The sequence below is a fragment of the Streptomyces sp. NPDC054783 genome (genome assembly GCF_053611725.1).
This window is the reverse complement of the sequence record NZ_JBSHAY010000012.1, coordinates 235089-259820: the sequence shown is the minus strand read 5'-3', so window position 1 is coordinate 259820 and position 24732 is coordinate 235089. Positions and strand designations below refer to the sequence as shown.

The window sequence follows — 24732 nt, the reverse complement described above, 5'->3', positions numbered from 1 at the left end:
CGTCGTCTATCCGGTGGTCTTCATCGACGCCATCCACGTGAAGATCCGCGACGGCGCCGTCGCCAACCGGCCGATCTATGTGGCTATGGCCGTCAGATAGGGCCGCCGCGCGCCGGTCGTCGGTCGCGACGCGTTCTCGGTCACGGCGCGTGCCCCAAAGCCGGATGCGTCAGCCCGGCGCACACCACTGGCGGCAACAGGACTGCCGCGATCACGCCCGCAGCTGACGGCACCGTCCCCCACCGGGCCGACGGTCCGGCGATTGCACCTGCGGGCACCGCCACCATGACACTTCCTTCGACAGTTACGACCTACGGCATCAGCTTGCAGCTCGGCCTGGGCATCCGCACCTGGGATATACGGGGTCGACCCGCCACCGCCAACCAGGCCAGGTCGGGGGGATCTCCCTACCGTGGTGCGCTTTACATCCACGACATACCGGTGAGAGGCCGACCGGGGCTTTCTCCAGCGCCAGCCGATCGCGGCGACAACGCCCAGGACGTTGCCGGCAGTCCAGCGATTGGTGCCAGCACCGCCGTAGCTGGACACGGCCGCCTTGAGAACGATCCATTGGGGACCGAGGCATCCGCTGCTTGGCGGCTGGAGGCGACCCGCCGCAGACCGTGTCAGAGGCTGTCAAGTGCGACAGCGCGGGAATATGGCTCACCGGGCGAGGAGGTCTTCTCGTTTTCCCGGGACCGGGGCCGGGCACCCGATGACCATGGCGACGCGTCCGGTTCCGGTGCGAACCATCCTCGCCACCATCGGTCTGGTGCTCGCCACCTACGTCGTACTCGAGCTGGTGGTCCAGGCTCGCCGGGTCTTGATCTGGGCGGTCATCGCGGTCTTCCTGGCCGTCTCACTTCATCCGGCGGTCGAAGCGCTGCAGCGACGGGTACCGCGGTGCCGACGGTCGGTGGCCACCCTGCTGGTCTTCCTGGCAGCGGCCGCGGCATCGGCGCTGTGCTCGCCCTGTTCGTCATCCCCCTGGCCCAGGAGGGAAGCCGGTTCGCCGGTCGTCTGCCCGCGATGATCAGGGACGCCCAGGCCGGCCGCGGGCCAGTCGGTAACCTGCTGGAGCGGACGCACGCTCTGCGGTATGTCCGTCAGCATCGGGCGCAGATCCGCGCGTTCGCGACCGGACTGAGCACGCCTGCCTTGAAGTTCATCCGCAGTGCCGCGAGCACCGCGGCAGGCGCTCTCACCATTTTCGTCCTGGCCTATCTGATGGTGCTGGAGGGCCCCAAGGCCATAGATCGGTCCCTGGCGCTCGTGGACGAGGCGCCAGCGGCCCGGATACGCCGCGTCGGAACCGCGTGCGCCCGTACCGTCAACGGCTACCTGACCGGAAACTTGCTGATCAGCGTCATCTGGGGGCTCCTGACCTACGTCATGCTGCTGGTTTCCGGAGTGCCGTTCGCCGGCCTGCTGGCCCTCTTCGTCGCCCTGACCGACCTCATTCCCCTGGTGGGAGCCACCATAGGGGCTGTCGTCGCCTCCACGGTGGCGTTCGTCCACTCCCTGCCGGCCGGCATCGGAGCCATCGCCTTCTTCATCGTCTATCAGCAGGCCGAAAACCACCTCCTGCAACCGGTCATCCTGTCTCGGACGGTGAAACTCAACCCCCTCACCGTGCTGCTGGCCATCCTGATCGCCGCCGACGTCGCCGGGATCCTCGGTGCCCTCCTGGCGATTCCCGTCACCGGCATCATCCAAGTCGTCCTCGGAGACATCTGGGCTCACCGCGACGGTCGGCCGCTGCCGATGCGGGCAGACAACCGCCCCGAGAACGCCGACCGGTCCGACGACCTCGAATGACCGCCACACGGAAACCGGCCGCCACAAGCGCAGCGCGGAGTTCGCCCAGGTCGACGACTGCGCCTTTCGCCGTCAGGTGGCTGGGCTGCTCCCTCGGGTCAGTAGGGCTCCTCGTGATTGACGCGGGCGAGCACCAACACGTTCTTGGCCAGGACGTTCAGTCGCGCCCGAGCGTGTTTGAAAGATCGTGCAAGTCCGCGACGCGACAGGCCGGTCGGGGGTGCAGGGCTTTGACCACCGGAAGGGGCGGACCTGGCGATCAGCTCGCCGATCCGGCACCACGGTGCCGCCCCACCCGGCGGGTGAGGTCCGCGACGCGCTGCGTGCGCCGGACATCGCCCAAGTCAAGTCGCGGGCAGGGCCCGCAGCGGCCGGGTGGCGATCTCCTGTGCTTCGGTGCGTGTCAGGCCGAACATGCGCAGTAGGCGCGCGGCCAGTTGATCGGTGACCCGCTCGGTATCGAGGTCGGGACAGGTTTCCAGGAGGTGCAGCACTCCGAGCAGGGCGCCGCCGGCCATGGCGACGGCGCTATGCGGGTCGTCGATGTCCAGCCGCCCGCTGTCGGCGGCGGCCTGCAGGTCCCGCATCGCCTGCGGGGCCAATCCGCTGTCGGAGGTCAGGTAGGGCACGCCGGTGCGGGCGAGGATCCTGGCCATCTGCGGGTGGGTGCGCCGCAGCCGGCCGGTCAGGCGGACGCTGGCGGAGAAGACCTCCGCCGGGTCCGTCAGGTCTCCTACGACGGAGTCCAGGAGGGCGCCGTGTTCCTCCAGGGTGAGCGCGACGGCGGCGTCGAACAACTCGTCCTTGCTGGTGAAGTGGTTGTAGAAGGAGCCGAAGCCGACGTCCGCCGCCTCGGTGATCTCCTGGATGCTCACGTCGGCCCGCCCCTGCTCAGCGAGAAGACTCTGCGCGGCGGCGACCAGTGCGGCCCGGGTGCGTGCCTTCCGCCGGTCCAGGCGGTTGGGGGCCCGGTTGCCGGTCCTGCCCTGTCCGTCGGTAGTCATCCCCACACTCTACCCAACAGATCAGTGGTGATTGTTACGTCAGCATCTCTTGACGAGTAGGTCATCTGGACTGATTCTTTCATCACCACTGACCGGGGGCTGTTCGAAGGAGCGGTTCCGGTCGACGCTGCCAGGACTCAGGAGAGCCGATGAGTATCCAGGTCGTCCGCACCACAGACGGCTGGTGGGTGGAGGGCGGCACAGGACGGCTGCACCGCGTCGACACCGATGCGGACACCACCGCCGGCCTGCTCGCCGACCGCTTCGCCGTGCAGGAGGCGGCCGCCCGCGCCGCGGCCGACCCGGACGCCGGGCTTTCCGCTGGGGAAGGGGAGCTGGTGTCGCCCGTCACCACCCCCTGCCGGGTGGTGGCGCAGATGGTCAACTACCGCTCCCACGCAGTGGACTCCGGATTCGACCCGGACACCGTCCCGCCCGCGTTCTTCCGCAAGGCCTCCGGGTCCGTCAGCGGCCCCTACCAGGACATCATGCGTCCACAGCACGTGCGCTTCCTGGACTACGAGGTCGAACTCGGCCTTGTAATGGGCGCGGACCTGCCGGTCGGTACCGAGGTCACCGACGCCACCCTGCCGGAGTATGTCGCCGCGCTGGTCGTCGCCGATGACGTCAGCGCGCGTGACCTGCAGCTGCCTAAGACCCAGTTCTACGAGTCCAAGTCGTACCCCACCTTCACCCCCCTCGGCCCCCGTCTGCTTCTGGTCGACGCGGACGACCTGGCGCGCCTGCCGGATCTGCGGCTCACGCTGAAGGTCAACGGGGCCACGCGACAGGATCGCACCACCACGGACATGATCGTCCGGCCCCCGCGCGCACTCAGCCTGCTGGCCCGCTTCCAGACCCTCAAGCCCGGTGACGTCCTGCTCACCGGAACGCCCGGCGGCACCGCCCTCAAGTCCCCGGGCAAGCTCCTGGCCACGCTGGCCGCCCTGCTGCCCCCGCACAAGCGCTGGCAGAAGTTCTTCGCCCGCCAGGAGAGGAATCCCGACTACCTGAAGGACGGCGACATCGTCACGGCCCGCATCGCGACCGACGACGGCGTCCTCGATCTCGGCGAGCAGCGCACGGTGGTGCGCGCCCGCTGACGACTCCCGGGACCCCCGCCCGGGACCGGCCGGCCCGGCATCCCCGTACCGGGCCGGCCACTCACCCCCATCCCTCACCCTGCAAAGGCGCACCGGTGACACTCACACCCACCGACCTGCTGTGGCCCGCCCACAACAATCACGCGGACCTGCCCGCCATCGAGGCCGTCCCGCTCCCTGAGCGCGGTCTGCCCGCCACCACCTACGACGCCCTGATCCGCGCTGCCCGCCTCTGGCCCGACCGCCCGGCCCTGACCGTGCTGCCCGATGCCGAGCGCTTCCTGCGCCCCGCCACGGCGACCTTCGCTCAGCTACGCGACCAGGTGCATCGCACGGCGAACCTGCTGCGCTCCCTCGGCGTCACCCGCCGTGCCGCCGTGGGCCTGCTCGCACCGAACACCGCGGAGCTGCCCGCCGCCCTGCTGGCCGCACAGGCCGCGGGCATCGCCGCCCCGGTGAACCCGGGCCTGACGTCCGAGCACGTCGAGCAACTGCTGCGGCGCGGCGGCACGAGGGTGCTCATCGCCGCCGGTCCGCAGCTCGATGCGCAGGTGTGGGCCACGGCCCGGCAGGTCGCCGCCTCCCTTCGCCTGGACGCGCTGCTGGCCCTGTCCCCCACCGCGGCCGACGACCCCGCCCCCGCTCTGGAGCCGGTCGAGGGCGTGTGCGTGGGCTACCTCACGGAGCTGGCCGCGTCCCATCCCGCCGACCGGCTGGTGGACATCGCCCCCCCGGCCGTCGGGGACCTGGCTGCCTACTTCCACACTGGCGGCACCACCGGCACGCCCAAACTCGCCGCGCACACGCACGCCAACGAGGTCGTCGATGCCTGGATGGTGGCCGCGAGCATCCCCCTGGACAAGGACTCGGTGATGTTCGCCGGGCTACCGTTGTTCCACGTCAACGCCCTGATCGTCACCCTTCTCGGCCCGCTGCTGCGCGGCCAGCGGGTGGTGTGGGCCGGGCCGCTGGGCTACCGCGATCCCGAGCTGTTCGGAGTGTTCTGGAAGCTGGTGGAGCACTACCGCATCGCCGCAATGTCGGCGGTGCCCACCGTGTACTCCGTCCTCGCCCGCGTCCCCGTCGACGCGGACATCTCGAGCATGCGGTTCGCCGCCGTCGGCGCCTCCCCACTGCCGTCCGCCGTACGGGAGTCGTTCGAGGAGCACACCGGCATCCCGCTGTGCGAGGGCTACGGGCTGACCGAGGCGACCTGCGCCTCCGCCCTCGGCGTGCCCGGCCAGACCCGGCCCGGCAGCGTCGGCCGACGTCTGCCCTACCAGCAGGTCAAGACGGTGCGGATCGACCCGGACACCGGCAAGTGGCAGGACCTGCCGCCGGGCGCCACCGGGGTGCTCGCCGTCAGCGGGCCCACGGTCTTCGCGGGCTACGTCGCCGAGCACACCGCCCACGGGCCACGCCTGGAGACCGCCGGGAAGATCCATGACGGCTGGCTGGACACGGGCGACCTGGCCCGTATCGACGCCGACGGCTTCATCTCCCTCGCCGGCCGCGCCAAGGACCTGATCATTCGCGGGGGTCACAACATCGACCCCGCCGGGATCGAGGACGCCCTCCTTACCCACCCGGAGGTCACCGCAGCCGCGGCGGTGGGCCGCCCCGACCCGCACGCCGGCGAGGTGCCCGTCGCCTACGTCACCCTCGCCCCCGGCGCCCGCGTGGATCCCGCAGGGCTACTCACCTGGGCCACCGAACGGGCCCCGGAGCGCGCTGCCGCACCGCGGGAGGTGGTCGTGATCGACGCCATCCCGCTCACCGCCGTCGGCAAGCCCTACAAACTCGGCCTGCGACTGGATGCCACCCGCCGCGCGGTCCTGGCCGAACTGGCCGCCCAAGGCGCGCAGTGCGACCCGGAACGGATCGTGTGCCGGCCGCACGACGGAGGGGTCCGCGTCATGGTGCCTGCCCCTGCCGACGAGGCGGTGCGGCACGGGGTCACTGCAGCCCTCGACCAGTACGTCCTCAACTGGCAGTACGCCCCGGGCACCTGACCCGACCCCGGGCCGCAACGATCCGCTTCCGCATGGCAGCAGACCATCCCTTCCGCACAGAGAGAAATCTCCATGAGCACCACTACCACCGTCCTGGCCGTCGTCCTCGCCGCGCTGTTCCTCCTGCTGGGGTCGGCCAAGCTCGCGGCAGTGCCCGCGATGCGGCAGGCCGCGGCCCACGTCGGCATGACCACCACCCACTACCGCCTGCTGGGCGCCTTGGAGGTGGCGGCCGCGGCCGGGCTGCTGGCCGGTCTGCGGATCACCGCGCTCGGTCCGGCCGCCTCAGTCGGCCTGATCCTGCTCATGGCCGGGGCCGTGGTCGTACACCTGCGCAGCGGCGGCCCGGCCAGGCGCTGCCTGCCGGCCGCCGTCGTGGGCGCCCTGGCCGCAGTCCATCTCGTCCTGCTGGCCAGTCGCTAGCAGGCCACGCCCCGTGGCCGGCGCCGTCCAACGCGGCCGTGACCGCCCAGCCGCCGGCTGGGCACCGGGAGGAGCACCCACCATGAGCCGCATCGACGTCCACCAGCATCTGCTGCCCCCGGCCCACACCCGGTGGCTGAAATCGAAGGGGATCCACGCTCCTGGCGGCCGCGAACTGCCGCCGTGGAGCCGCCAGCACGCCATCGCCCTGATGGACACCTACGCCATCGAAACCGCAGTGCTGTCCCTGTCCGCCCCGGCAGCTGGCTGGATGACGGCGCAGAGGCGGTCACGATGGCCCGGCAGGTCAACGAGTTCGGCGCGGAACTCGTCCAGGACCGCCCCGACCGGTTCCGCTATTTCGCCACCGTGCCACTGCACGACCCGCTCGCCGCCGTGGCCGCCGCCACGTACGCCCTGGACGAACTGGCCTCCGACGGCGTCGTGCTGCTCGCCAACACCGACGGCGTCTACCTGGGACACCCCGGCCACGACCCGCTCCTGGCCGAACTGGACCGGCGCTGCGCCGTCGTCTTCGTCCATCCCTCGGAACTGCTCGCCCCGCCCGTCCCCGGACTGCCTCCGTTGGCCGCGGACTTCCTTCTCGACACCACCCGCGCCGTGGCCCATCTGGTCCTGCACGGCGTCCCACGCCACTACCCCGACCTGAAGATCTTACTGTCCCACACGGGCGGTTTCCTCCCCTACGCCGCCCACCGGGTCACCGCCGCCCTGGTCGCCGAGACCGGCCGCGACTTCGAGGAGATCCTCGAGGACCTGCGCAGCTTCTGGTTCGACACCGCCCTGTCCGGCAGCCCCTCGGCATTGCCCAGCCTGCTGGCCTTCGCCTGCCCCGACCGGGTGCTTTTCGACACCGACTGGCCCTTCGCACCCGAAGTCGCCGTCGCGCACTTCACCGGCGAGTACGACCGCTACCCCGGCCTCGACTCCGCCGGCCCACGCCACCGGCCAGGACAACGCCCGCGCGCTGTTCGTCCGCCTGGCCTGAGCCGTCCCCTGCCCCCTGGCCCCGAGCCGCGACATCCCACGGAGTACCCATGTACGACATCGACATCCCTGTCCTCATCGTCGGCGGGGGCGGTGCGGGACTGACCGCCTCGATGCTGCTCAGCCGCATCGGCGTCGAGTCCCTGCTGGTCACCGCCTGGCCGCAGACCTCGATCCTGCCCAAGGCCCATGTCCTGAACCAGCGCGCGATGGAGGTCATGCGCGACGCCGGCGTGGCCGACACCATCTACGCCGCCTCCACCCCTGCCGAGCAGATGTCCCACAGCGCCTGGTACGTCGGCCTGGCCGGCGAGGGCGAGGACTACGGCCGCCGCGTCGCCAAGATGGAGGCCTGGGGAGCCGGCGGCCGCTCACCCGAGTGGCTGGCGGCCAGCCCCGAGCGGCAGGCCAACCTGCCCCAGATCCGCCTGGAGCCGGTCCTGCGCGCCGGCGCCGAGGAACTCGCGCCCGGCCGGATCCGCTTCCACCACGAGCTGACCGAACTCGCCCAGGACGACGAGGGCGTCACCGCCACCGTCACCGACCGCGGCACCGGCGAGACCTACCGGGTGCGGGCCCGTTACCTGCTGGGCTGTGACGGCGGCCGCACGGTCGGCCCCGCCGTGGGCATCGTCCAGGAGGGCGTGCGCAACCTCGCCCGCGTGGTCTCCTTCCACATCTCCGCCGACCTGTCCCAGGTGGCGACCGACCCTGACGTGCTCATCCGCTGGCTGTGGCTGCCCGACCTCGGTATCCCGGGCGTGCTCGTGCCCATGGGCCCAGACCACTGGGGCCCGGAGTCCGAGGAGTGGGTCTTCCACATCAACTACGGGTCCGAGGACGGCCGCGCGCTGGACGACGAGTCCGTACTGTCCGACCTGTGCACGGCGCTGGGGCTGACCGAGGACCAGGTGACGGTCCACATGATCTCCCGCTGGTCCCTGGAGGGCGTGGTCGCCGACCGCTACCGCGTCGGCCGCATCCTGATCGCCGGCGATGCCGCCCACCGCCACCCGCCCACCGGCGGCCTCGGCCTGACCTCCGCCATGCACGACGTCCAGAACCTCACCTGGAAGATCGCCGCCGTCCTGAACGGCCATGCCGGCGACGCCCTGCTGGACACCTACGAACCCGAGCGGCGCCCGTCGGACGCCACCAACGTCCAGCGCTCGCTGGAAAACGCCATGAACCACATAGCCATCAACGCCCTCTTCGGCGGCGGGCCGCAGGCCGACACGGAGGAGAACTGGCGGCAGGCCCGCCGCCTGTGGAGCAAGGACCCCGCCGACACCGGCTTCCGCCGCACCTTCCTGGCCACCGTGGCCGCCCAGTCCATGGAGTTCAACGAACTGGGCATCGAGTTCGGCTACAACTACGACTCCGCCGCCGTCATCCCCGACGGCACTCCCGCGCCCGAGAACCCCGACCCCGTCCGCATCTACAAGCCCGCCGCCCGCCCCGGACACCCGCTGCCCCACGCCTGGCTCGAGGACCCCGACGGCCATCGCGTGGCCCTGGCCCGCCTGGTCCGCCCCGGCCGCTTCCTGCTGATCGCCGGAGAGGACGGCCACGCCTGGTGCGAAGCGGCCGAGAAGATCGCCACCACCAGCGGGCTGCCGCTCGACGCCATCCGTGTCGGCCACCTCGACGGCGACTACCGCGACCTGCGTTCCACCTGGACCGCCGCACGCGGGCACACCCCGCAAGGCGCCGTTCTGGTGCGCCCGGACCGCTTCATCGGCTGGCGCACCCACGGTGCGGCCACCGACGCGGTCGCCGACCTGACCACCGCGCTGGACACTCTGCTGGCCCGGTAGCGGAATCCGCCACCGCTGGTGCCACCCGCTCCGCCGACCGCTGACACGGTCGGCGGGGCCACACCCCCGCCCCCTTCCACCCCTTACTTGTATCTCGCGACCGTGCCGCACACCGCCGTAGCGGGAGAGCCGCCCGAAGGGATCCGCCATGAACGACCCGACGCCCATACCCGCCCCCACGGCCGACGCCCACCAGGGCCTGCACAGCGAACAGGGTGCCCTGCTCGGGGAGCAGCCCGGCCGCGCGGCCCAGCCCTTCATCAAGGTGGTCGACCTGGCCTGGCTTGAGTTCACCAAGCCCGACCTGGACCGCGCCGAGAGCTTCGCCCACGACTTCGGCCTGACCACCGCCGCCCGCACCGACGACGCCCTCTACCTGCGCGGCGCCATGGCCGGCACCCACTGCCTGGTGATCCGCCGCGGCCCCTCCTCCCGGTTCATCGGCCCCGCCTTCCAGGCCGCCGACGCCGCCGACCTCGACCGGCTGGCGAGCGCCACCGGCCACAAGGTCCGCACCCTCACCGAGTACGGCGGTGGCAGCGCGGTGGACCTGCTCGACCCCTCCGGCATCCCGGTCCGCGTCGTCCACGGCGTCACCGAGCAGCCCGCACAGCCGCTGCAGCAGCCGCTGGTCCTCAACACCGGCACCACCACCGCGGCCGCCCGCATCAACGCCACGCAGCGCCCGCCCCGCACACCCTCCCAGGTGCAGCGTCTGGGCCACGTCGTGCTCTCCACCCGGGTCTTCCGACGCGCCCTGGACTGGTACCTGCAGCACCTGGGCCTGATCGTCAGCGACTTCCTCTACCTGGACGGGCAGCGCGACCGCGGCCCCACCATGGCCTTCATCCGCTGCGACCGCGGCAGCGAGCCCGCCGACCACCACACCCTGGCCATGCACCTGGGCCCCGACACGGGCTATGTCCACTCCGCCTATCAGGTCGCCGACCTCGACGTGCTGGCCGCCGGCGGCGAGTACCTGCGCGAGCGCGGATACCGCCACTCCTGGGGCATCGGCCGGCACATCCAGGGCAGCCAGATCTTCGACTACTGGCGTGACCCCGACCGCTTCATGATGGAGCACTTCGCCGACGGCGACGTCTTCGACCACACGCTGGAACCCGGCTGGGCCGCCATGTCCGCCTCCGGCCTGGCCCAGTGGGGCCCGCCCGCCACCCGCGACTTCCTCGGCACCACCCCCTCGCCGGGAGCGCTCCTGCAGGCGGTCTCCGCGCTGCGCGAGGACAACGAAATCGACCGCGCCCGCCTGCTGGGCCTGATGAAAGCCCTGAGCAAGTGACCGCCCCCGAGCACGTGCCCGTCGTGGTGATCGGTGCCGGGCCCACCGGGCTGACCGTCGCCACCCTCCTCGCCCGCCACGGCGTGGCCGCCCTGGTCCTGGAGCGCCACCGCGCCCCGTACCCACTGCCGCGCGCCGTCCACCTGGACGACGAGGTGCACCGCATCCTCCAGGCCATGGGCATCCATGAGACCTTCAGCGAGATCAGCCGCCCCGCCCGCGGTATGCGGCTGCTGGACGGCTCCCACCGGGTGCTGGCCGAGTTCCTGCGCGACAACCCCTGCGGCCGGCACGGCTTTCCCCAGGCCAACATGTTCGACCAGCCCGAACTAGAGCAATTGCTCCGGGACAACCTCACGAACCACCCCCTGGTGACGCTTCGCGGAGGCATCGAGGTCACCGCCGTGACCCCGCCCCCGCACAGCGGCGCTCCGGTGGAGGTCTCCTTCCGGGACGAGGACACCGGTGGCTCCCACACGCTTCTGGCCGACGCGGTCCTGGGGTGCGACGGCGCCAACAGCCTGGTCCGCGCCTCCATCGGCTCCCGGATGCAGGACCTCGCCATCGCTCAGCAGTGGCTGGTCGTCGACGTCCGCTGCCGTCGGCCGCTGCCCGTCTGGGACGGCGTCCACCAGGTCTGCGACCCGCAGCGAGCAGCCACCTACATGCGCGTCGGCGAGGACCGCTACCGCTGGGAGTTCCGCCTGCGCGCCGGCGAGCAGCCGGAGGAGCTCACCGACCGCAAGCGTCTGCTCGCGCTGATCGCCCCCTGGACGCCGGGCATCTCCGAGGACGAACTCCACGTCGTGCGCACCGCCTCGTACACCTTCCGAGCTCAGGTCGCCGACCTCTGGCGCAAGGGCCGCGTCTTCCTGCTCGGCGACGCCGCCCACCTCACGCCGCCCTTCATCGGACAAGGGATGGGCGCGGGTATGCGCGACGCCCAGAACCTCGCCTGGAAGCTCGCCCGCGTCATCACCGGCCGCGCGCACGAGGCCCTGCTGAACAGCTACCAAGCCGAACGCCACCGCCACGCACGGCAGCTGATCCGCACCGCCGTGGGCGTCGGCGCTCTCATGACCGGCGGCAAAACGGGCACCGCACTGGCCCGCAATGCTGTCCTGCCCGCCATCGCCCGCCTGCCGGGCGCCTCCGATCGCGTACTGTCCGTTGTCAGCCCACCGCTGAGGCCAGGGCCCCTGGTCAGCTCCCGCCGCCGCCTCGGCCACCCGCGCCCAGGGACCGTGTGCCCCCAACCCCTGGTCCCCGATGTCGACGGCACCCCACGCCCGCTGGACGACCTGCTCGGCGAAGACTACGCGCTCCTGGCCACCGCGCCGCTCAGCCCAGCCCTGTACGCGCTGGTACGAGCGCTGGACGCCCGTGTCATCCAGCTGCAAAACACCCGGCGACCGGAACCCGGCCCAGGCAGCCCCGACCTTGGTGCCGATCCGGGCACAAGCGAACTGGTCCACTGGATGGGCACCGCGGGAGCCGTCCTGCTCCGTCCCGACCGAGTCGTCCTCGCCACCGCAGCCCGGCGCCGCCCCGGCAGGACGTGCGGAGACGACCTCGCGGCCGCCGCAACAGCCTGGGCACCCATGCTGTGCAGCCGCGACCGGGCAGCCGGGGGCGCCACCACCGTGGCTACGGAACCATTGTGACGGCTGCTGAATCCGCCTCGCGGAGGAGCACCCGGACCACCCCCCTGGGGGGCCAGGGAACCTGTTCGACCGCAATCGCCGCCCGGCTCTCGCGTCGGTGGGCGCCGTGTCACCGGACAGAGCGAGGACGCTGGCTGATCCCCGGACCGCTGCTGCGGCCCTCGGTCCACACCATCCGGAACAGTCTGGTTGCCAGGCGGGCGTTCACTGCGGCCCGGGGTACCTCCGGTGGGGCGGGCGCAGGTCCGCGGGATCTGGAGGATCCACCTTCGGTCGGCCTGCGGGGGTCGGGTTGCCGGTTGCGGCTTTGGTCGAGGCGCGCCGCAGGGTGAGTGAGCGCAGGCTGGAAGGGGTGGAGGTGATTGCCGTGGCAGGTGATGATCCGCTGCTGGTCGTGGACGGCTCGGGCATCGTATTGCAGTGGAGTCGCCAGGCAGAGGTACTGCTGGGGCGTGGAGCGGATGAGGTGCTCGGGCGGTCCGTCACGCCTTGGCTGGCCCGCACAGCGGTTGTGGCCGACCAGCAAGCGGAACCGGGCCAAGATGAAGTGGCACTGTGCGACGCGAGCGGCCACGTTGTCGCCAAAGACTTGCGGGTGCGGCCCCTGCCACGTCAGGACGGCTCTTTGGTCTGGGGCCTCTTCCAGGTGCCGACGACCGGAGCACTGGCGCCTGATGGAGGCACTGCGGTGCTTGAGGCCTTGTTCACCCGGGTACCGGTCGGCCTGTACGTTCTGGACACGGAATTGCGGATAGCGGCGGCGAACATCGCCGCACAGACGATGTGCGGCGGGACCCTGGAACGGATCCTTGGGCGCCGACTCACCGACGCCTACGAGTTCTCGCCCCCCGGCGAGGTGGAGGCGATGCTCCGCGCGGTGCTGGACAGCGGGGCGCCCTCCCCGGAGCGCGTGGTGTACGTGTCTTCCAGGGGGGTTTCGGGCCGACCGCGCGTCATGGACGTCTCGGCATTCCGCCTGGAGGACCGGCACGGTGCGATTCTGGGGGTGGCGGCAGTGCTGGTGGCTGCCGGCGACCGTGAGCGGGCGCTTGCCAGTCTGTGTGTCTGGGGTTCGGTACGAAAGCGGGTGGGACAGACCCTCGACATGTTGGGCTCCTGCCGCGGCTTGGTCGACGCCCTCGTCCCAGGCTTCGCAGACGCCGCCGTGGTCGAAGTGGTGGATGCCGTGGTGCGGGGTGAGGAACCCCCGCTCGCTCCTCTCGATCAGGGTGTCCCGTTGCGCCGCGTGGCCTTTCGTCACGGGGATGTCGAGCAGCAGGTGCAGGCGCATCCGGTGGATGATGTGCGCGCCCTGCCGTTTCCGACCCCCTACGCACAAACTCTGGCCGACCTCAAGCCTCGCGTTGTCCGACTAGGTCCTGACACGCCCTGGCTGGCCTCCGACCCCCTGCGTGCCCGCGCGATCCACGCCTCCGGGGTCCGCGCACTTCTCGTGACGCCTCTGACGCTGTACGGCACCGTGATCGGACTGATCAGCCTGTATAGAACAGAGCACGCTGGTGGCTTCGATGAAAAGGATGTCACCCTCGCCAAGGAAGTGGCCAACTACACAGCCCTGTGCATCAATGACGCCCGGCATTACACCCGCGAGCATACGATCGCCACAACCATCCAGCGCCATCTGCTGCCGCCATGGCGGCCCTCGGACCCTACCGTCGAGACCGCCTCCTTGCTCGTTCCCGGCGACCAGGGAGCGGGCGGCTGGGCGGACATCTTCACTCTGCCGAACGCCCGTACCGCGCTGCTGGTCGGCGAGGTTGCCGGACAGGGCATCCACACCGCGACCACGATGGGCCAGCTGCGCACCGCCATCCACACCCTGGCCGCACTCGACGTGGCCCCCGACGAACTCCTCGCACGCCTCAACGATGCTGCAACGCGCCTGGCCAGTGAACGGGCTGCGCTTCCCACCGGTGATCCCTTGCGCCATGAGCCGCTCACCGCAAGCTGTGCGTATGCGGTCTACGACCCCATCGCCCGCACCTGCACCATCGCCCGGGCCGGCCATCCTCCACCGGTGATCACCCACCCGGACGGCACCACCGAGATCTTCGATCACCCCAGTGGACCTCCGCTGGGCAGTGCCGAAGGACCGCCTTTTGCCGCCACCACGGTTGGCGTCGCCGAGGGCAGCATCCTCGCCCTCTACACCATCTCCCTCCTGCCCTCCTGCTCATCGGGACACCCCTTGGGCAAGGTGGACTCCCTCCGGGAGGTGCTGGAGGACCGCCCTGAGCGCCCCGTACAGGAGATATGCGATGACGCCCTGTACCGGTTGCACGGGGACAACCGTCCCACCGATGCCGTCCTCCTCCTGGCCCGGACCCGCGCCCTTCCCGCTGACGAGGTCGCCGCCTGGCATCTGGACCACCATCCCTCGGCCGCCGGCACGGCGCGCGCCCGTGCCCGAGAGCAACTGGCCACATGGGGAGTGGACGACGAGACCGCGTATGCCACCGAAGTGATCGTCAGCGAACTGGTGACCAATGCAGTCCGCTATGGCTCTCCGCCCGTGCGACTGCGCATCATCAAGCACCGCGTCCTTACCTGCGAGGTCCACGACACCGGGGCCCTCGTACCACGCCTGCGCCACGCCCGGACGGTTGACGAAGGCGGACGGGGCCTGTTCATCTGCGCGCAGCTCGCTCAGACCTGGGGCGTCCGCTACACCTCCGACGGCAAGACCGTCTGGACCGAACAACCTCTCCCGCTGCAGCCAGGTAGGTCGGGATAGTACTGGGATTCGGTCAGGGTGTGCTGAGTGCGGACGACCTTGGCGCGGAGGTAGCGGACGTTGTGAGCCGTGGTGAAGACGCCGGTCGGCACCCGCTCCCGGACGACGACGCCCAGCGCGCGCAACTGCTCGGCCTTGTCGGGGTTGTTGGACAGCAGATCCAGATCCCCGATGCCAAGGGCGGCGAGCATCTGCGCGGCGGCGGCGTAGTCGCGGGCGTCCTCCGGCAGGCCGAGCGCGGCGTTCGCCTCGTAGGTGTCGAGGCCCTGGTCCTGCAGGGCGTAGGCGTCGAGCTTGTTGTAGAGACCGATGCCGCGGCCCTCCTGGCGGAGGTAGAGCAGCACGCCACCGCGGTCGGCGATGCGCTCGACCGCCTCGCGCAGCTGGGGTCCGCAGTCGCAGCGGGCCGAACCGAAGACGTCGCCGGTCAGGCACTCGGAGTGCAGGCGCACCAGCGGGACGGTGCCGGTGGCGCGGTCGCCGAGGACGACGGCTACGTGCTCCTGGCCGTCGGTCAGACCGTGGAAGGTGACGAGTTCGACGTCGAGGCCGTAACCGTCGCCGAAGTGCAGCGGGACCGTCACGCGGGTGCGGATCATGATGGTATTGCCGTTGTCGCGGGGTACGAGGGCGTGGTCTGAGTCGTGCATGGCAGTTGTTCTTCTCCCGGACAGCGATTGCCGACGCTTCGCCCCATGGACCGATCGGCGCCGTGACGACGCGTCGATCGCGTCGCATGGGTGCTGTTGCCGGGCCTCCTTCTGCGTAACTCGCTGCTCATGTGGACACGCCGGCCGCGCTCCTGGAGGAGTGCACGGCCGGTGCGTCCACGCGCTCGGTCGGGTGGTCAGGGAACGAGGATGAGGCGGATCGGATCGCCGATCTTGCGCTCCAGGCGGTGGATGGCCTCGGGAGCGTCGGCCAGGGGGATGTGGTCGGCCGTCCACGCCGCTCACGACACCGTGACGCCCCGCCGGGACAACAACGCGGCCCTCTTCACGCTGCAGCGGAAAGGGGGCCCCGGGTGAGATCGCGGGCCTCCTCCGGGGAGAGGCCGAGCATGTGCAGGAGCACCTCGGCCATGGTGTCCGCGGCCTGGTCGATGTCGACCTGGGGCTTGCTGAACCACAGCTCCAGAAGCGCCAGCAGGCTGCCGTTCAGTGCGGACAGCGCGATGACCGGGTCGACAACGGTGAAGCGGCCCGAGGTGATGCCCTGCTCCACGTCGCGCCTCATGCGCGGAGCCAGTCCGCGGCCGGCGCATATGCGGCCGAGCTCGCTGTGGCACAGGATCCGCATGATCTCGGGGTGGGACTCGGCCAAGCGTGCGCTGAGCCGCAGACCCCCAGCGAGGCGCTCGGCGGGATCGTCGACGCCGTGCGGGCGTTCGTCGATGGCTCGACCGAACTCCTCCATTGCATCGTCCAGGGCCGCGCCGAACAGGTCCCGTTTGGAGCCGAAATGGTTGTAGAAGGAGCCGAAGCCCACGTCCGCGCGTTCCGCGATGGTCTGGATGCTGGCGCTGGTGTCGCCGGACTCGGCCAGGATCTGCCGTGCCGCGCGGACGAGTGCCTGCCGGGTCCCGGCGCGACGGCGCTCGAATCGATTGCTGAGTGGTACTGACATCGGCATGCACCGTAGATAGCAGCAGGTCTGATGACTTCATTCATTGCACCGACGAGCCCGGCCGTCGATCACGGCAGACGTCCCTCGCTGAGGCGACCTGTCGCGCACATCTGATCATTACATCAATTTTGTTGATTCCCTGACGATGAAGCTGTCATCGATGATGCTTTCATCAGGAATATCATAACACGCTCAGATATGCCGCGATGATTGCCCTCTGTACCAATATAGCCGCATTGCACCAGCCCCCTGCCCACCACTGACGTCCCGCGGACCGACGGACCCCACCACACGCCAACACTCACCGCACCTACGCACCAGAACGGATGAACCAGGATGAATACCAAACATTCCGAACTCGTTCAGCCGGTGAACACGAGCGAGGCACCCGACGCGGCGATAGCCATGCTCGATGCGGAAGGGATGGTGGTCGGGTGGACGCAGGCCGCCGAGCAGCTGGTCGGGTACTCGGCCCGGGAGATGGTGGGCCGGCCGGCGGCACACGTACTGCCGTCCTCCGAGGGCGCTCTCAGGGCTACGGCGCTCGCCGAACAGTGTCGTGCCCAGGGTGGCTGGTCCGGCACCATGACGGTCCGCCACCGGGACGGTCACGCGCTCACGTTGGCTCTGCGGGTTTCGTTGCTGCGGGGAGAGAGCGAAAGACTGCGCTGGCGGCCGCGAACTGGCCGCCGATGAACGTCCCGCCGCTGAAGGTCATGGACACCTGCGGTTCGGGGGATCAGCAACATCCACTCCACGGTGGCCGGCATCCACCAGGAAGGCCACGTCGATGTAGCGGAGGCGTTGCGAGCTCTGCAGCAGGCCGTTGTGGTAGACAGCATGGACGACGACCGCAGAAGCGACCTCTTGGACAACGTCGAGTATCTTGCCCAGGCGGCGGCGGCCCCGGCCGGGGAACGTAACAGGGGACTCACGCGGGCCGCGGTGGGGGCACTGACGGCAGCTGCGGCTGGTGGCTCAGCACTGAGTCAGGCGCTGGAGTCGTGGGGCTCGGTGTTGCACCGGCTATTCGGCTGACTGGCCCGCCCTCCGACCATCAACCTCGATTCTTCTAAAGTTCAGAGAAGCCTGCATCCGCTGCTCCATGCTCCGCTCCGACCCCGCCCAGCGCCCCCGCCTGACCGAAATCCGCGACAACCTTCTGGCCCGGATCCTGGAAGCCGAACGCGAGGGCTGGCTCGGTGAGTTGGAGGGACTCGAAATCAGCCTCGCCGGCGCCCAGGACAAGCTCGCCCAGCTCGACGCGGAGGAAGCCCGTCAGCGCACCATCGACCTCGGCATGCCCACGTTCTCCAACCTTGCCGGACGCACACCAATGCCCAACCCCACTCGACGATCCGAAAGCCACTAGATGATCAATTCCAAGGGATGCCTGCGGAGGGTGCGGGGTGGGCGGCGGCCGAAGCCACCGCGAGACGGTCAGGCGGCGGGCTGCCGGGGCTGGTTGTCGAGGTGGCAGCGAGCGGTCAGGCGTCAGGGTCGACTTCGGGGTGCGTGAACCGCACGGGCTTGCCCAGCGACCGGGCGTAGGCGATTTCGGCTCGGGTGCTGTCTCCGATGTAGTCGCCGACTAAAGCGCCAGAGTTCGCGATTTCTGAGGCGCTGGCACCACGAACTTGGCTCTGCCGCCGGGGATCCTCGGCTGTGTACGGCTCGGTTCCGGTTACTGAGACTTGATGTCGGGGTTGCGGTGTCAAGCTGGATGTGCTCAGTAAAGGAGCACCCCCGATGCTGCCTGGCCAGTCGAAGGTCGGGTTGTACGCCGCGCTGCGGCGCGACTCCCGCGATGGCATGTCGAACCGGGCGTTGCAGTGCAAGTACGGCGTTACCTGGAGCACGGTCAACAAGGCCCTGACCTCGGCTTGGCCGCAGCCACGCACGACAACCGCTTCGGCGCGGCCGTCGAAGCTGGATCCGTTCACGCCGCTGACCGACGAGATCCTGCTCATTGATCTGGATGCGACCAGGAAACAGCGCCACACCGTCACCCCGGATCTACCGCCGTCTGATCGACGAGCACTCCTCGTCCGAGGCGTTGCGTTGACCACTTGAACCCGCACCGATGAGAGGGCGCAAGCGTCCTGCGAGCAACCGCGCGGTCCGGCCAGGGACTGAGAGTCCGGTGTTTATACCTTGCTCGCGACCACCATGTAGTTCTCGGCCTCAAGATCGAACGTGCTCAGTTCCGTCTGGAGTCCGACCCGGTGCAGCTCGACTTCGAGTTCCTCGTACCGGTAGGGCCAGCAGGACAGCAGTTCCGAGCGGACAAGAACCGGCCCAGTCGCATCAACTTGGGCGATCGCAATCTCGATATGGTGCTCATCCTCCCAATGCGGCGCAATCTCCCAGCGGTAAATTACGACGGCATCGCGACCGTTCCGGCGGACGAGTCGGTCCCAGATGTCCAGCCGGGAACCTCTGGCCCTCACGAGTTCCCAAGTGCGGGATGTGAGTACCAAGCGCCCGCCGGGGCGCAGAAGCCGTGACATCGACTCCAGAGCAGCACCCCTGCCTGTCGCGCCCGTGGCATGGTGAAGCGAGTTGCCAACGCAGAACACCATGTCGAACGTGTTGTCCTGGAAATGGCCGGGCAACTCTTCCCAGTTCGCCCGTACGGCCCGGACGGATGCCCCGAACTCCTCAGACAACTCTGCAGTCCGACGAACCATCGCCTCGCTGGCGTCAGTTGCGACAACCTGCATGCCACGACCGGCGAGGCCAACCGCCAACTGTCCGGTTCCGCACGAACAGTCGAGGACGTGAGCGTTCGACGGCAGGAGATTGAGGACGTCGTCGAACGACGCAGCGAACTCGGCTGGAGGCAACTTTGCATCCGAGATGAGCCATTCGTACACCTCGGCAAGCACGTCATAACCTGTCACAACCACTACCTCCGTCACGCGGCAGACTCACGGTAGGACGTCAGTCCATCAGCGGAGCAAGCCGCGCACCAATGGTTTTCGCGGTCAAAGCCAGTCAGTAATTCAGTGTCGAAGTGCATGACGAATTCGGTGTCCGGGTGAGCGAGTGCTTCGCCGCCGGAGCGAGTGGGTCGGTGACGGGGACGCAGCCAGGGCGGTTGCCAGTCACGGCGTGTCCTCCTGGTCTCGGTCGGCCAAAGGGGTCGGGGTGGAATGTCCGGGTGTAGCGCAGTCCGGTGTCGGGGGTGATGTTGAATACCGCGCACAGGTGTTGCGGGTCGGCGCCGGTGACGGCGGCCTCTTCGAGGATCCGGTCCTCGCGGAGGCGTTGGGCGGTGACCGGAAGATCCTTGAGCAAGGGGTGCATCCAGCCGATGGTGACCGGCGTGCCAGAGTGCGCGGTCTGCGAGCTGAGGAACAGGTGGGGGTTGCGGGTGTGTGGCCAGCGAGAGTGCCGGAGTTGGATGTAGTCGGCAGCGGCCTGACGGGTGAAGGCGTCGAGAGGGTGGTCGATGTCGCCGTGCATGAGTCGACCGCCGGTGAAGTCGAAGGCAGCCAAAGGCAATTCCCGAGCCTGGTGGGGGTAGAGCGCGTGAATGCCGATGAGGGCGATCAGCAGCTTCAGGGCGGGGTCGCCCTCGGCGGCCGCGGCCAATGTCTGGATCGCCTCGGGGCTCAGTGGCGTGGGCACCGAGCCTGGCCTGGCCCCCAGGCTCAGGCCACGTGCGGGGTTGGCGAACAGCAGCTGTTGGCTCTTGAGCGCTTTGAACATGTTGCGCAGCGCGACGGCTTCGTTGTGCGGTGCCGCGCACTGGGACAGCCACTGCGTGAGGTCGGCGCGGGTGACCTGGCGAAGGGTGCGGTAGCGCTTTGAGCAGTCGAGGAGGAATGGGATCGAGGCATCGACCTGGTTGCGGACAGTGGCGGTCGAGCGGGGACGGCGGCGGGGCCCGCCGCGTCGGACGATGCGGATCCACACGAGGACTTCTGTGCGGATCTCCGGGTGTACGTTGCTGAGCCGGCGTTGGATCCACGCGTCGAGCGGGTCGATGCGGTCGTCGTCGAGGAGGTCGAGGTGGGCGAGGACCTCGGTGACTCGGGTAATAGCGCGTTTGGCTCGCTGGCGCGGCAGCGTGGCGACAGTGCTGGCCTTGATGTTCTCGTGCGGGCCGTGGACGGCGGTCAGCAGATACAGGCTTCGCAGCACGCGCTCACGCAAGGCCGGTGACCAGCCTCGGGCCTCGGCGTTGGCCTCGGCCTGCGCCGAGACGTAGGCGGTGAAGGCGGGATCGATCGGCTCGACGTCGGGCACGGTGACGCGCGACATGTCCCGCTCGGCGATGAACAGCGGATCCTGACGCCACCGGGGCAACGCCCAGGAGGAGACGCCGGCGGGCTCGTGCGCTTCGGGTGAGCCGCGCTCCCGCGGTCGGGCGGCGAGGTGGACCCGCCGGACCAGATCGGCGATGAACAGCTGCTGCCCGGTGGTGGCCGCCGTGGTGAGGTCTGGACGCTGCCAGGTCCGTGGAACGGCTTGGGCCTGGCAGCGGCACAGCCGGCATACCCCGTGTTTGAGGAGCGGCACTGTGCGGCGGCAGGTCGCGCAAGCGCCGGTCTGGTGGCCGCGGTTACGCAAGGAGGTGCAGGCTGCACAGCGGCCGTGGCGGTGCCAGGTGCCCCAGGCGAGGCAGTCGCTGCAGCTGTCCGCGTACGGCACGCGGGGATGACAGCGAGCGACATCCCGCCCCCTCAACTTCGCCATAACCAGCGGAATCTCAGGCTGTCGGATAGAAGCTCATGAATTCTGAGACTTCCTCGCTGTTCACCCTTGAGGGTGACAGAGGACTGTCAGCGCACTCCGCAGGACCGGGGGCACCGCCCGCGGGGAGCGGGGCGATGGGGAACTCGAGCGCACATTCACAACGAGCACCTCATCAGCGAGCCGGATCTTCGCCCGGTGCAGATCGTCAAGTCGAACCTTCAGCGCCTCGGCCTCGACAGGATCGGACCAAAGTTCGTGCGGCGACTTCATGTCACAGCCCGGTTTGACGACAATCTTTCCGGCTTTGGTCTCCCGCAGATCGGCCTCGTTCATCTCGGTCATGAAGCGGGTGGAACCGCAAATCACGACGATACGCGGGAGGCTCAACAGCTTCTTCGCGTCGGCGAGCTTCTCCTCGGGGGTGAGCAGTTGCGGGTATGACACTGGTTCCTCCTGGTGGTGTGGTCCAAGGGGTGCCTGCGGAGACGAGAACGAGGGTGTCCAAGATCGTTTTGTGACAAACGACGTGGACACCCTCGCGACAGCACCCGGTGAACGCTCGCGGGCGACGCGGAGCATGTCGGGTGAGAGGTCCACGCCGATCAGCCATCTCCGACCGTCACCGCGGCGGCCTCCCGCGCGGCCAGCCCTGTGCCGGTGGCCACGTCGCGAACCCATGTGTGCGGGCGTGGTGCAGCCAAGCGAACGGCCTTTTGCGCCTGCCACCGGTGCATGGCACTGGCGTCGTAGGTCGCAGCCCGCCGGTCGAACTCAGCGCTGATCCGCCCTCGCTCTCGTCCCACCCCCTACCCGTACCACACTGGCGTCGACAGCCGGTTCTCCCACTTGTGGGCAAGCGCAGTCACCTAGTTCAGAGAAGCTTGCGTTCGTTGCTCGCTTCTCCGGCCGGACCCGGCCCAGCGCGGCCGGTTGGAGGAGATCCGCGACAACCTCGTCGCCCGCATCGCCGAGGCCGAGCGCGAGGGCTGGCTCGGGGAGGTCGAAGGGCTCCGGGTCAGCCTGGCTGGAGCCGAAGACAAGCTCGTTCACATGGACCGACAAACTCCCGGCGGTACGGCGATCGACTTCGGCATGCCACGCATAGCCCCAGCTCAATTTACCCAGGTGGAGGGAACAGCTTCGCTGGCACAATCACTGGATGACCAGCAATGACATCCGGTTCGACTGCCGGCACCGTGGCGACGGCGGCCCGCTCGTGGTCGTCCCCCGCATCGACGGAGCACCACTCACCGAGCTGATCGACGGGTTCGAGATCGCGGCCGGGATGCAGCCCGCAGGCGACGCCTACGGCGGTCTGATCCCGGAGTTCTACAGGTTCGGCCCGATGCAGGATCACTTCCTCGGACGGTCCACCAACGCGATGGGGCCGAAGACACCCGTTCTCGGTTGTGAATGCGGCGAGTGGGGATGCTGGCCCCTCCTGGCCCGCATCACCGCGACGGCCGACTTCGTGACCTGGGACGCCTTTGAGCAACCGCACCGCAAGGCCCGCGACTATGTGGCATTCGGTCCGTTCCAGTTCGACCGTCACGAATACGATGACGCTTTGCAAGCCCTGAGCGCGGTGATCGGCTCCGACGTCGACGACACGTGCGCATGAGCGCCATCAGGCGCGGCCTGCTGGGCTAAAAGGTCATCTCATTTGGATTCTTCGGTAGCCTGCTGGCGTGGGGATTGTTGAGCGGCTGGAGCCGGATGAGTTGTGGGAGCTGTTCCAGCGGGTGGTGCCGGAAGCGCCTTCTCGACCTCAGGGAGGCGGCCGACGTCGGCACGGTGACCGGGAGGTGCTGGCTGCGATCGTGTTCGTGGCCACGTCGGGCTGCACGTGGCAGCAGCTGCCGTCTGCATCGTTCGGGCCGTCGGGAGCGACGGCTCACCGGCGCTTCGCCGAGTGGACGAAGGCCAGGGTCTGGGCCAAGCTGCACCGTCTGGTCCTCGACGAGCTCGGCGCCCGCGGTGAGCTGGACTGGTCCCGCTGCGCGATCGACTCGGTGAACATGAGGGCCCTGAAAAAGGGGACATGACAGGCCCGAATCCTGTCGACCGGGGCAAGTACGGCTCGAAGATCCACTTGATCACCGAGAGGACCGGTCTGCCCCTGTCCGTCGGGATCTCGGGAGCGAACTTGCACGACAGCCAGGCGCTGATCCCTCTGGTGAAGGGCATACCGCCGATCCGCTCCCGGCGCGGACGTCGACGACGCAGGCCGGGAAAGCTCCACGCCGACAAGGGATACGACTATGACCACCTGCGGCGATGGTTACGCGAGCGGGGCATCACACATCGCATTGCCCGCAAGGGCATCGAGTCCTCGACCCGCTTGGGTCGCCACCGTTGGACGGTGGAACGCACGATGTCCTGGCTTGCCGGATGCCGGCGACTGCACCGCCGCTACGAGCGCAAAGCCGAGCACTTCCTCGCCTTCACCAGCATCGCCTGCACCCTGATCTGCTACCGCCGACTCGCCAAATGAGATGACTTCTTAGGGGACCAGCCGGGCCGACGGCCACGACGGGAACGCACCGGACGACGCGCGAAGCGGCGCAGGACGGCGGAACTGCCACAGCCAGCGTTTCCGGGGTGCGAAACCATACCGGCCGAGGGACGGTCCACCAGCCGTTGCCCGATGTCCCGGCCCACATAGGCACGAAAATCGACGAAACGGTGGTTTCGCCACCGGCACCGACCACACCTACGCCTCCGGGCCCGGTCGACGTGCCGACAGGGGGTCATGCTGGAGGCCCGCCTGCGGGCCCTCTTCCGCTGCCCTCAGGCCGCGGCCTCGGCCTGCCAGTGAGCCCTGGAGGCACGGGGCGTACGGTGACGGGCGGCCGTCCGATGCCCATGCCACGACAGGAGATCTCGGAACCCACACCGACACGTGGACCAGCCACTGGCGGCACGACCACGCCCAGAGGCCCCGTGGGCCCGGCGCAGTCGGTGACGGGAGGCCGTACGACTGCGATGCCCGGGCGAGCGGTCGCCGGTGAGGGACCCGGTCGTGCGCCCGTCAGCAAGGGCATCGTCGGCGGTCGCCCGACCGCACCCACTACGGGCCAGCCGGCCAACAGGTTGCCGCGGGGTACGGTCGTGGGCGGCGACACGCCCGAATCCGGCACGACCGGGCGTGGGTCCGCCGGTCGGACCATAGGCGCTGGTCCCAGAGGAGCGAACCCCGCCCAGGGACCAGTCTCGGCCGAGCGGCGAGGTGGGTTTCCGCCTGCCGAGAAGGGCATCGTGGGAGGCCGTCCACAGCAGCAGACGCGTCCGGCCGGCCGGCCGTTCAGACGCACCATGACCCAGTCGGGAGGCACGGAACCCTCTGGCGCGTCGGCGAACGGCTCCAGGCCGTCAACCTCGCGCCGGAACAGCGAGCAGACCGAACCGACCCACAAGCGCGCCGAGCGGCGGAAGAACGGGCGCCCGGAAGGCCCCCGATCAGCGCCTCCCACCACCGAGTGACGCCAGCCCCAGAGC

Annotated in this window: 23 protein-coding genes and 1 pseudogene; 18 read left to right on the top strand and 6 right to left on the bottom strand. The window is 69.4% G+C overall.

Annotated features, from left to right (window positions below):
- The 3 genes and pseudogenes from ACWGJ5_RS22760 to ACWGJ5_RS22750 all read left to right on the top strand — a co-directional run.
- Positions 1-94, top strand: a pseudogene (locus tag ACWGJ5_RS22760) (transposase); the annotation flags it as partial.
- 627 nt (positions 95-721) lie between these two features.
- A complete protein-coding gene (locus ACWGJ5_RS22755) occupies positions 722-1033 on the top strand; it encodes a hypothetical protein (RefSeq protein ID WP_453311499.1) in 312 nt (103 codons plus the stop codon).
- On the top strand, positions 964-1818 hold the full coding sequence (locus tag ACWGJ5_RS22750; RefSeq protein ID WP_453311498.1) for an AI-2E family transporter: 855 nt from the start codon (positions 964-966) through the stop codon (positions 1816-1818). Before ACWGJ5_RS22755 ends, ACWGJ5_RS22750 begins: the two co-directional genes overlap by 70 nt.
- 344 nt (positions 1819-2162) lie before the next feature.
- Here the strand turns inward: ACWGJ5_RS22750 and ACWGJ5_RS22745 are convergent, their stop codons facing one another.
- Positions 2163-2822: a TetR/AcrR family transcriptional regulator gene (locus ACWGJ5_RS22745; RefSeq protein WP_453311497.1), complete on the bottom strand. Its 660-nt coding sequence runs from the start codon at positions 2820-2822 to the stop codon at positions 2163-2165.
- Positions 2823-2971: 149 nt separating this feature from the next.
- Here ACWGJ5_RS22745 and ACWGJ5_RS22740 point away from each other — a divergent pair, with 149 nt between their 5' ends.
- The 8 genes from ACWGJ5_RS22740 (at position 2972) to ACWGJ5_RS22705 (ending at position 14904) form a co-directional block, all read left to right on the top strand.
- Positions 2972-3925 (top strand): fumarylacetoacetate hydrolase family protein, encoded by a 954-nt coding sequence (locus ACWGJ5_RS22740; RefSeq protein ID WP_453311496.1) that lies wholly within the window; start codon positions 2972-2974, stop codon positions 3923-3925.
- A 95-nt stretch (positions 3926-4020) separates the two neighbouring features.
- Positions 4021-5937 (top strand): acyl-CoA synthetase, encoded by a 1917-nt coding sequence (locus tag ACWGJ5_RS22735; protein ID WP_453311495.1) that lies wholly within the window; start codon positions 4021-4023, stop codon positions 5935-5937.
- 72 nt (positions 5938-6009) lie between these two features.
- Complete coding sequence (locus tag ACWGJ5_RS22730) at positions 6010-6360, top strand: DoxX family protein (RefSeq protein ID WP_453311494.1); 351 nt, start codon at positions 6010-6012, stop codon at positions 6358-6360.
- Between the two features lie 132 nt (positions 6361-6492).
- Positions 6493-7473, top strand: a complete 981-nt coding sequence (locus ACWGJ5_RS22725; RefSeq protein ID WP_453311493.1) for an amidohydrolase family protein — start codon at positions 6493-6495, stop codon at positions 7471-7473.
- Positions 7419-9185: an FAD-dependent monooxygenase gene (locus ACWGJ5_RS22720; protein WP_453311492.1), complete on the top strand. Its 1767-nt coding sequence runs from the start codon at positions 7419-7421 to the stop codon at positions 9183-9185. The genes ACWGJ5_RS22725 and ACWGJ5_RS22720 overlap by 55 nt, the downstream gene beginning before the upstream one ends.
- 148 nt (positions 9186-9333) lie before the next feature.
- Complete coding sequence (locus ACWGJ5_RS22715; protein WP_453311491.1) at positions 9334-10485, top strand: VOC family protein; 1152 nt, start codon at positions 9334-9336, stop codon at positions 10483-10485.
- Complete coding sequence (gene mhpA, locus ACWGJ5_RS22710) at positions 10482-12149, top strand: bifunctional 3-(3-hydroxy-phenyl)propionate/3-hydroxycinnamic acid hydroxylase MhpA (protein WP_453311490.1); 1668 nt, start codon at positions 10482-10484, stop codon at positions 12147-12149. Before ACWGJ5_RS22715 ends, mhpA begins: the two co-directional genes overlap by 4 nt.
- A gap of 352 nt (positions 12150-12501) precedes the next feature.
- A complete protein-coding gene (locus ACWGJ5_RS22705) occupies positions 12502-14904 on the top strand; it encodes a SpoIIE family protein phosphatase (RefSeq protein WP_453311489.1) in 2403 nt (800 codons plus the stop codon).
- On the opposite strand, the gene ACWGJ5_RS22700 is transcribed toward ACWGJ5_RS22705, so the two are convergent.
- Both ACWGJ5_RS22700 and ACWGJ5_RS22695 read right to left on the bottom strand, forming a co-directional pair.
- Positions 14835-15554: a GTP cyclohydrolase II gene (locus ACWGJ5_RS22700; protein WP_453311488.1), complete on the bottom strand. Its 720-nt coding sequence runs from the start codon at positions 15552-15554 to the stop codon at positions 14835-14837. The two genes, ACWGJ5_RS22705 and ACWGJ5_RS22700, sit on opposite strands and share 70 nt — an antisense overlap.
- 346 nt (positions 15555-15900) lie before the next feature.
- Positions 15901-16536, bottom strand: coding sequence for a TetR family transcriptional regulator (locus ACWGJ5_RS22695; RefSeq protein ID WP_453311487.1), 636 nt, complete (start codon positions 16534-16536; stop codon positions 15901-15903).
- A 330-nt stretch (positions 16537-16866) separates the two neighbouring features.
- Here ACWGJ5_RS22695 and ACWGJ5_RS22690 point away from each other — a divergent pair, with 330 nt between their 5' ends.
- From ACWGJ5_RS22690 to ACWGJ5_RS22675, 4 genes are all read left to right on the top strand, one after another.
- Complete coding sequence (locus tag ACWGJ5_RS22690; RefSeq protein WP_453311486.1) at positions 16867-17226, top strand: PAS domain S-box protein; 360 nt, start codon at positions 16867-16869, stop codon at positions 17224-17226.
- Between the two features lie 63 nt (positions 17227-17289).
- The gene (locus tag ACWGJ5_RS22685) at positions 17290-17568 is read left to right on the top strand and encodes a hypothetical protein (protein ID WP_453311485.1); all 279 of its coding nucleotides are present in this window, start codon (positions 17290-17292) and stop codon (positions 17566-17568) included.
- Between the two features lie 67 nt (positions 17569-17635).
- Positions 17636-17902: a hypothetical protein gene (locus tag ACWGJ5_RS22680; protein WP_453311484.1), complete on the top strand. Its 267-nt coding sequence runs from the start codon at positions 17636-17638 to the stop codon at positions 17900-17902.
- A 377-nt stretch (positions 17903-18279) separates the two neighbouring features.
- Complete coding sequence (locus ACWGJ5_RS22675; protein ID WP_453311483.1) at positions 18280-18603, top strand: hypothetical protein; 324 nt, start codon at positions 18280-18282, stop codon at positions 18601-18603.
- 74 nt (positions 18604-18677) lie between these two features.
- Here the strand turns inward: ACWGJ5_RS22675 and ACWGJ5_RS22670 are convergent, their stop codons facing one another.
- The 3 genes from ACWGJ5_RS22670 to ACWGJ5_RS22660 all read right to left on the bottom strand — a co-directional run bounded on the left by ACWGJ5_RS22670 (position 18678) and on the right by ACWGJ5_RS22660 (position 21678).
- A complete protein-coding gene (locus ACWGJ5_RS22670; protein WP_453311514.1) occupies positions 18678-19433 on the bottom strand; it encodes a class I SAM-dependent methyltransferase in 756 nt (251 codons plus the stop codon).
- Positions 19434-19527: 94 nt separating this feature from the next.
- Positions 19528-21189 (bottom strand): hypothetical protein, encoded by a 1662-nt coding sequence (locus ACWGJ5_RS22665; protein WP_453311482.1) that lies wholly within the window; start codon positions 21187-21189, stop codon positions 19528-19530.
- Between the two features lie 105 nt (positions 21190-21294).
- Complete coding sequence (locus tag ACWGJ5_RS22660) at positions 21295-21678, bottom strand: hypothetical protein (RefSeq protein WP_453311481.1); 384 nt, start codon at positions 21676-21678, stop codon at positions 21295-21297.
- A 486-nt stretch (positions 21679-22164) separates the two neighbouring features.
- Here ACWGJ5_RS22660 and ACWGJ5_RS22655 point away from each other — a divergent pair, with 486 nt between their 5' ends.
- The 3 genes from ACWGJ5_RS22655 to ACWGJ5_RS22645 all read left to right on the top strand — a co-directional run bounded on the left by ACWGJ5_RS22655 (position 22165) and on the right by ACWGJ5_RS22645 (position 23728).
- Positions 22165-22407, top strand: a complete 243-nt coding sequence (locus ACWGJ5_RS22655) for a hypothetical protein (protein WP_453311480.1) — start codon at positions 22165-22167, stop codon at positions 22405-22407.
- Positions 22394-22855 (top strand): hypothetical protein, encoded by a 462-nt coding sequence (locus ACWGJ5_RS22650; RefSeq protein ID WP_453311479.1) that lies wholly within the window; start codon positions 22394-22396, stop codon positions 22853-22855. Before ACWGJ5_RS22655 ends, ACWGJ5_RS22650 begins: the two co-directional genes overlap by 14 nt.
- Before the next feature lie 73 nt (positions 22856-22928).
- Positions 22929-23728 (top strand): IS5 family transposase gene (locus tag ACWGJ5_RS22645; RefSeq protein ID WP_453311513.1). Its coding sequence is split into 2 segments (ribosomal slippage): positions 22929-23277 and positions 23277-23728, totalling 801 coding nucleotides; the frame shifts between segments, so codons are not numbered across the junction.
- Positions 23729-24732 lie beyond the last annotated feature (1004 nt).

Excerpts from the sequence above, each read along its gene's own strand:
- ACWGJ5_RS22755 (WP_453311499.1), top strand. The coding sequence starts at position 722 with ATGGCGACGCGTCCGGTTCCGGTGCGAACCATCCTCGCCACCATCGGT.
- ACWGJ5_RS22745 (WP_453311497.1), bottom strand. The coding sequence starts at position 2,822 with ATGACTACCGACGGACAGGGCAGGACCGGCAACCGGGCCCCCAACCGC.
- ACWGJ5_RS22740 (WP_453311496.1), top strand. The coding sequence starts at position 2,972 with ATGAGTATCCAGGTCGTCCGCACCACAGACGGCTGGTGGGTGGAGGGC.
- ACWGJ5_RS22730 (WP_453311494.1), top strand. The coding sequence starts at position 6,010 with ATGAGCACCACTACCACCGTCCTGGCCGTCGTCCTCGCCGCGCTGTTC.
- ACWGJ5_RS22720 (WP_453311492.1), top strand. The coding sequence starts at position 7,419 with ATGTACGACATCGACATCCCTGTCCTCATCGTCGGCGGGGGCGGTGCG.
- ACWGJ5_RS22715 (WP_453311491.1), top strand. The coding sequence starts at position 9,334 with ATGAACGACCCGACGCCCATACCCGCCCCCACGGCCGACGCCCACCAG.
- ACWGJ5_RS22700 (WP_453311488.1), bottom strand. The coding sequence starts at position 15,554 with ATGCACGACTCAGACCACGCCCTCGTACCCCGCGACAACGGCAATACC.
- ACWGJ5_RS22695 (WP_453311487.1), bottom strand. The coding sequence starts at position 16,536 with ATGCCGATGTCAGTACCACTCAGCAATCGATTCGAGCGCCGTCGCGCC.
- ACWGJ5_RS22690 (WP_453311486.1), top strand. The coding sequence starts at position 16,867 with ATGAATACCAAACATTCCGAACTCGTTCAGCCGGTGAACACGAGCGAG.
- ACWGJ5_RS22680 (WP_453311484.1), top strand. The coding sequence starts at position 17,636 with ATGCTCCGCTCCGACCCCGCCCAGCGCCCCCGCCTGACCGAAATCCGC.
- ACWGJ5_RS22675 (WP_453311483.1), top strand. The coding sequence starts at position 18,280 with ATGCTGCCTGGCCAGTCGAAGGTCGGGTTGTACGCCGCGCTGCGGCGC.
- ACWGJ5_RS22650 (WP_453311479.1), top strand. The coding sequence starts at position 22,394 with ATGACCAGCAATGACATCCGGTTCGACTGCCGGCACCGTGGCGACGGC.